The 10,368-nt window shown below is 52.9% G+C and carries 21 protein-coding genes; all 21 read right to left on the bottom strand.

Features of this window, described 5'->3' with window-relative positions; all coding sequences use genetic code 11:
• Window positions 1–126: 126 nt before the first annotated feature.
• Window positions 127–510, bottom strand: coding sequence for a 50S ribosomal protein L17 (gene rplQ / locus G5367_RS14295; protein ID WP_005307999.1), 384 nt, complete (start codon window positions 508–510; stop codon window positions 127–129).
• 43 nt (window positions 511–553) lie between these two features.
• The gene (locus G5367_RS14290; protein ID WP_005307997.1) at window positions 554–1,543 is read right to left on the bottom strand and encodes a DNA-directed RNA polymerase subunit alpha; all 990 of its coding nucleotides are present in this window, start codon (window positions 1,541–1,543) and stop codon (window positions 554–556) included.
• Between the two features lie 25 nt (window positions 1,544–1,568).
• Entirely contained in the window at window positions 1,569–2,189 is a 621-nt protein-coding gene (gene rpsD, locus G5367_RS14285; RefSeq protein WP_005342696.1) for a 30S ribosomal protein S4, read from the bottom strand.
• Between the two features lie 40 nt (window positions 2,190–2,229).
• The gene (gene rpsK / locus G5367_RS14280) at window positions 2,230–2,619 is read right to left on the bottom strand and encodes a 30S ribosomal protein S11 (RefSeq protein WP_005307993.1); all 390 of its coding nucleotides are present in this window, start codon (window positions 2,617–2,619) and stop codon (window positions 2,230–2,232) included.
• 14 nt (window positions 2,620–2,633) lie between these two features.
• Window positions 2,634–2,990 (bottom strand): 30S ribosomal protein S13, encoded by a 357-nt coding sequence (gene rpsM, locus G5367_RS14275; protein WP_005307991.1) that lies wholly within the window; start codon window positions 2,988–2,990, stop codon window positions 2,634–2,636.
• Window positions 2,991–3,129: 139 nt separating this feature from the next.
• Complete coding sequence (gene rpmJ, locus G5367_RS14270; RefSeq protein WP_005319705.1) at window positions 3,130–3,243, bottom strand: 50S ribosomal protein L36; 114 nt, start codon at window positions 3,241–3,243, stop codon at window positions 3,130–3,132.
• 27 nt (window positions 3,244–3,270) lie between these two features.
• A complete protein-coding gene (secY, locus tag G5367_RS14265; protein ID WP_005307989.1) occupies window positions 3,271–4,599 on the bottom strand; it encodes a preprotein translocase subunit SecY in 1,329 nt (442 codons plus the stop codon).
• Between the two features lie 8 nt (window positions 4,600–4,607).
• Complete coding sequence (gene rplO / locus G5367_RS14260; protein WP_005342691.1) at window positions 4,608–5,045, bottom strand: 50S ribosomal protein L15; 438 nt, start codon at window positions 5,043–5,045, stop codon at window positions 4,608–4,610.
• Window positions 5,046–5,047: 2 nt separating this feature from the next.
• Window positions 5,048–5,227 (bottom strand): 50S ribosomal protein L30, encoded by a 180-nt coding sequence (rpmD, locus tag G5367_RS14255; RefSeq protein ID WP_005307985.1) that lies wholly within the window; start codon window positions 5,225–5,227, stop codon window positions 5,048–5,050.
• A 6-nt stretch (window positions 5,228–5,233) separates the two neighbouring features.
• The gene (gene rpsE / locus G5367_RS14250; RefSeq protein WP_005342686.1) at window positions 5,234–5,734 is read right to left on the bottom strand and encodes a 30S ribosomal protein S5; all 501 of its coding nucleotides are present in this window, start codon (window positions 5,732–5,734) and stop codon (window positions 5,234–5,236) included.
• 14 nt (window positions 5,735–5,748) lie between these two features.
• Entirely contained in the window at window positions 5,749–6,102 is a 354-nt protein-coding gene (gene rplR / locus G5367_RS14245; protein WP_005340606.1) for a 50S ribosomal protein L18, read from the bottom strand.
• A 9-nt stretch (window positions 6,103–6,111) separates the two neighbouring features.
• Window positions 6,112–6,645: a 50S ribosomal protein L6 gene (gene rplF, locus G5367_RS14240; protein ID WP_005307981.1), complete on the bottom strand. Its 534-nt coding sequence runs from the start codon at window positions 6,643–6,645 to the stop codon at window positions 6,112–6,114.
• A 13-nt stretch (window positions 6,646–6,658) separates the two neighbouring features.
• Window positions 6,659–7,051 carry a 30S ribosomal protein S8 gene (gene rpsH / locus G5367_RS14235; RefSeq protein ID WP_005307980.1) on the bottom strand — a complete coding sequence of 131 codons (393 nt, stop codon included), beginning with the start codon at window positions 7,049–7,051 and terminating at the stop codon, window positions 6,659–6,661.
• 21 nt (window positions 7,052–7,072) lie between these two features.
• Complete coding sequence (gene rpsN, locus G5367_RS14230; RefSeq protein ID WP_005340609.1) at window positions 7,073–7,378, bottom strand: 30S ribosomal protein S14; 306 nt, start codon at window positions 7,376–7,378, stop codon at window positions 7,073–7,075.
• A gap of 10 nt (window positions 7,379–7,388) precedes the next feature.
• Window positions 7,389–7,928, bottom strand: a complete 540-nt coding sequence (rplE, locus tag G5367_RS14225; RefSeq protein ID WP_005331162.1) for a 50S ribosomal protein L5 — start codon at window positions 7,926–7,928, stop codon at window positions 7,389–7,391.
• Between the two features lie 13 nt (window positions 7,929–7,941).
• A complete protein-coding gene (gene rplX / locus G5367_RS14220; RefSeq protein ID WP_005307977.1) occupies window positions 7,942–8,259 on the bottom strand; it encodes a 50S ribosomal protein L24 in 318 nt (105 codons plus the stop codon).
• An 11-nt stretch (window positions 8,260–8,270) separates the two neighbouring features.
• Window positions 8,271–8,639: a 50S ribosomal protein L14 gene (rplN, locus tag G5367_RS14215; RefSeq protein ID WP_005307975.1), complete on the bottom strand. Its 369-nt coding sequence runs from the start codon at window positions 8,637–8,639 to the stop codon at window positions 8,271–8,273.
• A gap of 147 nt (window positions 8,640–8,786) precedes the next feature.
• Complete coding sequence (gene rpsQ, locus G5367_RS14210; protein WP_005307966.1) at window positions 8,787–9,035, bottom strand: 30S ribosomal protein S17; 249 nt, start codon at window positions 9,033–9,035, stop codon at window positions 8,787–8,789.
• Window positions 9,035–9,226 (bottom strand): 50S ribosomal protein L29, encoded by a 192-nt coding sequence (rpmC, locus tag G5367_RS14205; RefSeq protein ID WP_005307965.1) that lies wholly within the window; start codon window positions 9,224–9,226, stop codon window positions 9,035–9,037. The genes rpsQ and rpmC overlap by 1 nt, the downstream gene beginning before the upstream one ends.
• Complete coding sequence (gene rplP, locus G5367_RS14200) at window positions 9,226–9,639, bottom strand: 50S ribosomal protein L16 (protein WP_005340612.1); 414 nt, start codon at window positions 9,637–9,639, stop codon at window positions 9,226–9,228. The genes rpmC and rplP overlap by 1 nt, the downstream gene beginning before the upstream one ends.
• Window positions 9,640–9,652: 13 nt before the next feature.
• Window positions 9,653–10,366, bottom strand: coding sequence for a 30S ribosomal protein S3 (gene rpsC, locus G5367_RS14195; RefSeq protein ID WP_005307962.1), 714 nt, complete (start codon window positions 10,364–10,366; stop codon window positions 9,653–9,655).
• Between the last annotated feature and the right edge of the window lie 2 nt (window positions 10,367–10,368).

Genomic DNA, 10,368 nt, shown 5'->3' with positions numbered 1-10,368 from the left:
GCAGTTGAGGCAGTTGAGGCAGTTGAGGCAGTTGAGGCAGTTGAGGCAGTTGAGGCAGTTGAGGCAGTTGAGGCAGTATCAAAATCTCTTAAAAGAAAAGCCGGGACAAGCCCGGCTTTTTCTTTATCACTCAGCAGCTGCTTCAGCAGCGGCCGGGCGGTCTACCAGCTCAATATAAGCCATAGGGGCGTTGTCGCCAGCACGGAAACCGCATTTCAGAATGCGAGTATAACCGCCGGCGCGCTCCAGGTAGCGCGGGCCCAGTTCATTGAACAGCTTAGCCACGATCGCGTTATCGCGAGTGCGGGCAAATGCCAGACGACGATTAGCAACGCTATCAGTCTTGGCAAGGGTGATCAGCGGTTCAACTACACGACGCAGCTCTTTTGCCTTAGGCAGAGTCGTCTTGATGATCTCATGACGAACCAGGGAGCTGGCCATGTTGCGGAACATAGCCTGACGATGGCTGCTGTTCCGGTTCAGTTGACGACCACTCAAACGATGGCGCATGACCTTATCCTTCTAACTAAATCTGTGAAACCCGTAATCTGGATTACTCGTCAGCGATGCTGGCGGGCGGCCAGTTCTCAAGGCGCATGCCAAGAGACAGACCACGGGAGGCCAACACGTCCTTGATCTCAGTCAGGGACTTCTTACCGAGGTTAGGAGTTTTAAGCAACTCAACTTCGGTACGCTGTACCAGATCACCAATATAGTGGATAGCTTCTGCCTTCAGACAGTTCGCAGAACGAACTGTCAGCTCCAAATCATCGACAGGACGCAGCAGAATCGGATCAAACTCGGGTTTCTCTTCTTTCTTCTCGGGCACGCTGACATCGCGCAGATCCACGAAGGCTTCCAGTTGCTCAGCCAAGATAGTGGCAGAACGACGGATGGCTTCTTCAGGATCCAGAGTACCATTGGTCTCCATGTCGATAACCAGCTTGTCCAAGTCGGTACGCTGTTCCACACGTGCTGCCTCAACATTGTAGGCAATACGAACGATGGGGCTGAATGCAGAGTCCAGCAGCAGGCGACCAATAGGACGCTCTTCATCATCGTTGTGAACACGAGCAGAAGCAGGCACATAACCACGACCGCGCTGAACTTTCAGGCGCATGCTGATTTCAGCATTGGCACCAGTCAGGTGGCAGATTACGTGCTCCGGGTTTACGATCTCGACTTCATCACCGTGAGTGATATCACCTGCGGTAACGGGGCCTGTTCCAGACTTGGTCAGGGACAGAGTTACCTCGTCCTTGCCTTCCAGCTTCACAGCGATACCTTTCAGGTTGAGCAGGATTTCAAGAATGTCTTCCTGTACACCTTCTTTGCTGCTGTACTCATGCAGTACACCGTCAATTTCGACTTCAGTAACTGCACAACCGGGCATAGAAGACAGCAAAATACGACGCAGGGCGTTACCCAGCGTGTGACCAAAGCCACGCTCAAGTGGCTCAAGAGTCACTTTCGCATGAGTCGGGCTAACTTGCTCGATGTCAACTAGCCGCGGTTTAAGAAAATCTGTTACAGAACCCAGCATTGTGTCCTCTCTTTAGAAGCTAGCTTTACTTGGAGTAAAGCTCGACGATCAGCTGTTCGTTAATGTCGGCAGACAGGTCGGAACGCTCCGGCAGGCGCTTGAAGGCACCTTCCATTTTAGCGGCATCAACCTCTACCCAAGTCGGCTTCTCGCGCTGACCAGCAACCTCAAGGGCAGCTTTGATACGCGCTTGCTTCTTAGCCTTCTCACGAACGCAGATCACGTCCTCAGGGGAAACCTGGAAAGAAGGAATGTTCACAACGCGGCCGTTTACCATGATGGCCTTATGGCTCACCAGCTGACGAGATTCAGCGCGGGTAGCACCGAAGCCCATGCGGTATACGACGTTGTCCAGACGACCTTCCAGCAGCTGCAACAGGTTTTCACCGGTGTTACCCTTTTGACGGGCAGCGTCGCGGTAGTAGTTGCGGAACTGTTTTTCCAATACGCCGTAAATACGACGAACTTTTTGTTTCTCGCGCAGTTGTACACCGTAGTCGGACAGGCGGGGCTTACGAGCGCCGTGCTGACCAGGAGCGGTGTCAATCTTGCACTTAGAATCAATCGCGCGAACACCAGACTTCAGGAAGAGGTCTGTGCCCTCACGACGGCTAAGCTTAAGCTTAGGACCGATATATCTTGCCATCTTCTTTCTCCAACAATCCTAGACCAAGTAGCTACCAGCGTTACACGCGGCGCTTCTTGGGAGGACGACAACCGTTGTGCGGGATCGGAGTCACATCAGTAATGTTAGTGATGCGGAAACCAGCCGCGTTCAGGGCGCGGATGGAAGACTCACGACCGGGACCCGGACCTTTGACCATGACTTCCAGGTTCTTGACGCCATATTCTTTGGCCATCTCACCAGCGCGTTCAGCAGCTACCTGAGCAGCGAACGGGGTGGACTTACGAGAACCACGGAAACCGGAACCACCAGAAGTAGCCCAAGACAGAGCGTTGCCCTGACGGTCAGTAATGGTCACGATTGTGTTGTTGAAAGATGCATGAACGTGCGCAATACCGTCGCTCACTTGCTTTTTAACGCGCTTGCGAGCACGAGTCGGAGTTTTAGCCATTTTCTACCTTCCCGTTACTTCTTGATAGCCTTGCGCGGACCCTTACGGGTACGAGCGTTGGTCTTGGTACGTTGACCACGAACAGGCAGGCTACGACGGTGACGCAAACCACGGTAGCAACCCAGATCCATCAAACGCTTGATGTTCATGGAAATCTGACGACGCAGGTCACCTTCAACGGTGAATTTACCTACTTGTTCACGCAGACTCTCGATCTGAGCTTCGTCCAGGTCTTTAATTTTCACATTCTCAGCGATACCGGCTGCGGCACAGATGGCCTTGGAGCGGGTACGACCGACGCCATAAATAGCAGTCAAAGCGATGACTGCATGCTTATGGTCAGGAATGTTAATGCCAGCGATACGGGCCACTATTCACTCCTACATATAGTAGATTACGACCACCACAAAGCCCGTGAGCGGATACGTGGCGGTCAACCAATACACAACAAAAGTTGGCTGGCTATAGTAGCCAGCACAACTATTTGTTGCAAGTACTAACCGTAAAAAATTAGCCTTGGCGCTGTTTATGCTTTGGCTCGCTGCAAATCACACGCACCACACCGTGACGCTTGATGATTTTGCAGTTACGGCAGATTGCCTTAACGGAAGCACGAACTTTCATTGCTTAACTCCGTAACTACGCCGACCTTTAGCGGCCGTAGCCCTTCAGGTTGGCCTTCCTCAGGACGTCACCATATTGATGAGACATCATATGGGTTTGTACCTGAGCCATGAAGTCCATGATAACCACCACAATAATCAGCAGCGAAGTGCCACCGAAGTAGAACTGTACGTTCCAGGCAGTCATCAGGAACTGGGGTACCAGACAGATAAAGGTTATATAGAGCGCACCTGCCAATGTCAGGCGAGTCATAACCTTATCGATATAACGTGCTGTCTGCTCGCCCGGGCGGATCCCCGGGATAAAGGCTCCACTCTTCTTCAGGTTATCTGCTGTCTCGCGGGGGTTGAACACCAGCGCGGTATAGAAGAAACAGAAAAAGATAATGGCTGCTGCATACAGCATCTCGTAAAGCGGCTGACCCGGCTGCAGGACCATAGAGACCTGTTGCAGGATATCAGCGACTTTACCCTCACCCTGACCAAACCAGGAGGTAATGGTCCCCGGGAAGAGGATGATACTGGATGCGAAAATCGCAGGAATCACACCAGCCATATTCACTTTCAACGGCAGGTGTGTGCTTTGCGCAGCAAATACCTGGCGGCCTTGTTGACGCTTGGCATAGTTAACGACGATACGACGCTGACCACGCTCCACGAACACCACAAAGTAAGTCACTGCGAAAACAATCAAGCCCAGCAACAACAACAGCAGGATGTGCAATTCCCCTTGACGTGCCTGTTCGGCCGTAGCGCCAATGGCATGCGGCAGACCAGCAACGATACCTGTGAAAATAATCAACGAGATACCATTACCAATCCCACGCTCGGTAATCTGCTCACCCAACCACATCAAGAACATGGTACCGGTGACCAGACTCACAACCGCTGTGAAATAGAAGCCCAAACCCGGATGAGTCACGAGTCCTTGCATCATATTCGGCAGACCGGTTGCAATACCAATGGCCTGGAAAGTTCCCAAAACCAGCGTGCCCCAACGGGTATATTGGCTAATCTTGCGACGGCCGGATTCACCCTCTTTCTTGAGTTCAGCAAGAGCAGGATGAACCACTGTCAGCAGCTGGATAATGATCGACGCCGAAATGTACGGCATGATCCCCAACGCAAGAATAGAAGCACGCGATAGTGCACCACCACTGAACATGTTGAACATCTCAATGATGGTGCCCTTCTGTTGCTGGAACAACTCGGCCAGTACGGCGGCGTCAATACCAGGAATCGGCACATAAGAGCCTGCACGGAAAACGATAATCGCCCCGAGAACGAAGAGCAGACGGCTCTTTAGTTCACTCAGACCACCCTGTGCTTTAACATCCAATCCTGGTTTCTTAGCCATTGTACTGATTATTCCTCGATTTTACCGCCAGCGGCCTCGATGGCTGCACGTGCACCTTTGGTGACGGACAGACCACGAACGGTCACAGCACGGTCAATGTTGCCAGACAGAACAACTTTAGCGAACACGATGTTCTTGGTCAGAACGCCGGCTTGCTTCAGAGTGCTCACGTCGACTACATCACCTTCTACCAGGGCGATTTCGTTCAGGCGCACTTCGGCAGATACCAAAGATTTGCGAGAGAAGAAACCGAACTTCGGCAGACGGATTTTCAAAGGCATCTGGCCGCCTTCGAAACCGTTGCGGACTTTACCGCCACCGGAACGAGAGGTTTGACCTTTAACACCACGACCACCGGTCTTGCCCAGACCAGAACCGATACCACGGCCCGGACGGTGCTTAACGCGCTTGGAACCAGCGGCCGGAGACAGAGTATTCAGACGCATGCTTAGCCCTCCACCTTAACCATGTAATAAACCTGGTTGATCATACCACGTACGCAAGGAGTATCTTCCAGCTCAACGGTGTGACCAATGCGACGCAGACCCAGACCACGCAGAGTCGCCTTGTGCTTTGGCAGACGGCCGATAGAGCTGCGAGTTTGAGTTACTTTTACAGTGTTAGCCATGTCGCATTACCCCAGAATTTCTTCAACGCGCAGACCACGCTTGGCAGCGATCTGTTCCGGTGACTGACCGTGAACCAGAGCGTCTACAGTTGCGCGAACAACGTTGATTGGGTTGGTGGAACCGTAGGTCTTAGCCAGCACGTTGTGGATACCAGCAACTTCCAGAACGGCACGCATGGCGCCGCCTGCGATGATACCAGTACCTTGAGAGGCCGGCTTCATGAACACAGTGGAACCGGAGTGAACACCTTTCACCGGGTGGTGCAGGGTGCCGTTGTTCAGTTCAACCTTGTTCAGGTTACGCTTGGCCTGTTCCATTGCTTTTTGAATAGCAGCCGGAACTTCACGGGCTTTACCGTAACCGTAACCTACACGGCCGTTACCATCACCCACCACGGTCAACGCGGTGAAGGACATGATACGACCACCTTTAACAGTTTTCGAAACACGGTTTACTGCAATGAGCTTTTCTTGCAGTTCGCCGGCTTGAGATTCGACTTTAGCCATCTTCGACTCCTAGCTTAGAACTGAAGACCAGCGTCACGTGCGGCAGCTGCCAGGGCAGCGATGCGACCGTGATACTTGAAACCGGAACGATCGAAAGATACGTTCTGAACGCCTTTGGCAATAGCACGCTCAGCGATAGCTTTACCTACAGCGGTAGCCGCATCTGCGTTACCGGTGTATTTCAGAGCTTCACTGATGGCTTTCTCTACTGTGGAAGCAGAGGCCAGAACTTCGGAACCGTTGGCTGCAATAACCTGCGCATAGATATGACGCGGGGTACGGTGAACAACCAGACGGGTAGCTCCCAGTTCCTGCATCTTTTTCCGAGCACGAGTAGCACGACGGAGACGAGCTGCTTTCTTGTCCATAGTGTTACCTTACTTCTTCTTAGCTTCTTTAGTACGCACTTGCTCGTTGGCATAGCGTACACCCTTGCCCTTGTAGGGCTCCGGAGCGCGGTAAGCACGGATATCGGCGGCGACTTGGCCAACCAGCTGCTTGTCGACACCACGCAGAACGATTTCTGTGGCAGTCGGGCACTCAGCGGTCACACCAGCCGGCAGCGCATGCTCTACCGGGTGAGAGAAGCCCAGAGCCAGCGCAACAGCATTGCCCTTGATGGAGGCTTTATAACCTACACCAACCAGCTGCAGCTTGCGCTCGAAGCCTTGGGTAACACCGATTACCATGTTGTTGACCAATGCACGGGCAGTACCGGCCTGAGCGTCAGCACCAGCGATGCCGTCGCGCGGGGCGAACTTCAGTACATTGTCTTCTTTGGTCACTTCTACACCGGCGTGAATAGAGCGAACCAGGGAACCTTTACCACCTTTGATGGACAGTTCCTGGCCGTTCAGAGTCACCTCTACGCCAGCAGGAATAGTGACGGGTGCCTTAGCAACACGAGACATTTCCTACCTCCTATTAAGCGACGTAGCAGATGATCTCACCGCCCATGCTTGCTTTACGGGCAGCACGGTCAGTCATCACACCTTTAGACGTGGACACGATAGCAACACCGAGACCGCCCATAACTTTCGGCAGATCAGTAGTGCGCTTGTAAATACGCAGGCCGGGACGGCTCACGCGTTGGATCAGTTCTACAACTGGCTTGCCCTGGAAATATTTCAGTTCAATTTCCAGTTCCGGCTTCACGTCACCAGCTACGGAGTAGCCAGCGATGTAACCTTCTTCTTTCAGCACTTTGGCGATAGCCACTTTCAGCTTGGAAGAAGGCATGGAAACCGCAACTTTGCTCGCCGCCTGACCGTTACGGATGCGGGTCAGCATATCCGCGATCGGATCTTGCATGCTCATAAGTCTAACTCCCGAGATTCGTTACCAAGAAGCCTTCTTCAGGCCCGGAATTTCGCCCTTCATGGCATGCTCACGCACCTTGATGCGAGACAGGCCAAACTTGCGCAGGAAACCGTGCGGACGACCAGTAATATTGCAACGGTTACGCTGGCGGGACGGACTGGAATCACGGGGCAGCTGTTGCAGTTGCAGTACAGCATCCCAACGCGCTTCTTCAGAAGCGTTCATGTCAACGATGATAGCTTTCAGCTCGGCACGCTTGGTCGCGTACTTGGCTACCAGCTTGGCACGCTTTGCTTCGCGCGCTTTCATGGATGTTTTAGCCATAACCCTAACCTTACTTGCGGAATGGGAAGTTAAAGGCAGCCAGCAGAGCACGGCCTTCTTCATCGGTATTCGCGGAAGTGGTGATGGTGATATCCAGACCACGGACGCGATCGACTTTGTCATAGTCGATTTCCGGGAAGATGATCTGCTCACGCACGCCCATGGAGTAGTTACCACGACCGTCGAACGCTTTAGCGTTCAGGCCACGGAAGTCACGGATACGCGGTACGGAGATGCAGATCAGCCGTTCCAGGAACTCCCACATACGCTCGCCACGCAGGGTTACTTTACAACCTATCGGGTAGCCTTCACGAATCTTGAAGCCCGCAACAGATTTGCGAGCTTTGGTGATCAGCGGCTTCTGACCGGAAATGGCAGCCATATCGGCAGCAGCATTTTCCAGCAACTTCTTGTCAGAGATCGCTTCACCAACACCCATGTTCAGGGTGATTTTCTCGATCCGAGGGACTTGCATGATAGTCTTGTAACCGAACTGCTTTGACAGTTCATTTACTACATCGGATTTGTAGTAATCATGCAGTTTCGCCATCGTTAAACTCCAATTACTTCACAAGTTCGCCGGTGGATTTGAAGAAACGAACTTTTTTGCCGTCTTCAATCCGGAAACCAACGCGGTCAGCTTTGCCAGTGGCAGAGTTGAACAGCGCTACGTTTGATACATCGATGGGGGCTTCTTTGGTGACGATACCGCCAGCCTGACCCAGTGCGGGTACCGGCTTCTGGTGTTTCTTCACCTGATTGATGCCTTCCACGATTACCTTACCTTTAGCAATCAGAACCTGAGTGACTTTGCCACGCTTGCCCTTGTCTTTGCCGGTAAGAACAATCACTTCGTCTTCGCGACGGATTTTAGCTGCCATCGTTCGACTCCTTACAGTACTTCGGGTGCCAGGGACACAATCTTCATGAACTTCTCATTACGCAGTTCACGGGTCACCGGGCCAAAAATACGAGTACCGATTGGCTGTTGGTTGTTGTTAAGCAACACAGCCGCATTGTTGTCGAAACGGATGACAGAGCCGTCCGGACGACGAACGCCTTTACGGGTGCGTACGACCACCGCGTTATACACATCACCTTTCTTCACTTTACCGCGAGGAATGGCTTCCTTGATGGAAACCTTGATGATGTCGCCGATGCCGGCGTAACGGCGGTGCGAGCCACCCAGAACCTTAATACACATTACACTGCGAGCGCCGGAGTTGTCGGCAACACCCAGCATACTTTGCATCTGGATCATCTTAGTGCTCCGCTTTGTTTACTTCTTATCCCTAATGGGATCTGGCTGCCTTCAAAAGGCGCGAAACTATAACACAGGATTTTCAGAAAAGGTAGCCTAAAAAACAAACGGCCCCTGAAAGGGGCCGCTTGGACTACAAAGTACCGATTAGGCCTTTTCTACAACGGCAACCAGGGTCCAGGACTTGGTCTTGGACAGCGGGCGGCATTCGCGGATTTCCACGAGGTCGCCAGCTTTGCATTCGTTGTTTTCGTCATGCACGTGCAGCTTGGTAGTGCGCTTGATGATCTTACCGTAGATCGGGTGCTTTACCTTGCGCTCGATAGCAACAGTGATGGACTTGTCCATCTTGTCGCTGATTACACGACCTTGCAGAGTACGGATCTTGTCAGTCATTACGCACCTGCCTTCTCAGTCAGTACAGTCTTGATACGTGCGACGTCACGACGCACTTGTTTCAGAGTGTGAGTCTGAGCCAGCTGGCCGGTGGACGCTTGCATGCGCATGTTGAATTGCTCACGCAGCAGGCCCAGCAGCTCCTGGTTCAGTTCTTCGACGCTCTTTTGACGCAGATCTTGGGCTTTCATCACATCACCGTCTTAATTACGAAAGTGGTCTGAACAGACAGCTTAGCTGCGGCCAGGGCAAACGCTTCACGCGCCAGAGCCTCAGGTACACCGTCCATCTCGTACAGAACCTTGCCAGGCTGGATCGGGCAAACCCAGTATTCCACGTTACCCTTACCTTTACCCATACGAACTTCGAGGGGCTTTTCGGTGATGGGCTTGTCCGGGAACACACGGATCCAGATCTTACCTTGACGCTTAACGTGACGGGTCATGGCACGACGGGCTGCTTCGATTTGACGAGCAGTCAGTTGACCACGGGATGTCGCCTTCAGGCCAAAGGTACCGAAGGATACTTCGTTACCAGAGGTGGCCAGACCGCGGTTACGACCCTTGTGGGTCTTGCGGAATTTAGTACGCTTAGGTTGCAACATTTACCGAATCTCCTTACTTAGCAGCGCGGCGCTTGTTGTCACGCTTGGGCTTTGCAGGAGCTTGCTCTTGAGCAGCGGCAGCGTTAACAGCAGCCAGACCGCCCAGAACTTCGCCCTTGAAGATCCAAACTTTAACGCCGATCACACCGTAAGTGGTGTGGGCTTCAGAAGTTGCGTAGTCGATGTCGGCACGCAGGGTGTGCAACGGCACACGACCTTCACGGTACCATTCGGTACGCGCGATTTCAGCGCCGCCCAGACGACCGGAAACTTCCACTTTGATGCCCTTGGCACCCAGGCGCATTGCGTTCTGTACGGCGCGCTTCATAGCACGACGGAACATTACACGACGCTCCAGCTGGGAAGTGATGCTGTCGGCAACGAGTTTGCCATCCAGCTCCGGCTTGCGGACTTCGGAAATGTTGATCTGAGCAGGCACGCCAGCAATAGTGGCTACAGCTTTGCGCAGCTTCTCAACGTCTTCGCCTTTCTTACCGATGACAACACCCGGACGAGCGGTGTGAATGGTCACACGGATGCTCTTGGCCGGACGCTCAATGGTAATCTTGGACAAGGACGCATTTTTCAGTTCCTTGGTCAGGAACTGGCGTACTTGAAAATCGCTGTACAGGTTGTCAGCGAAGTCTTTGGTGTTCGCGAACCAGGTAGAATTCCAAGGCTTGGTAATACCCAGGCGAATGCCATTAGGATGTACTTTCTGACCCATTG

Source organism: Aeromonas sp. 604282, from assembly GCF_049170575.1.
GTDB classification, from domain to species: Bacteria; Pseudomonadota; Gammaproteobacteria; order Enterobacterales; family Aeromonadaceae; genus Aeromonas; species Aeromonas veronii_A.
Note: the sequence above shows the minus strand (reverse complement) of the source record. Positions and strands in the feature narration are given on the sequence as shown.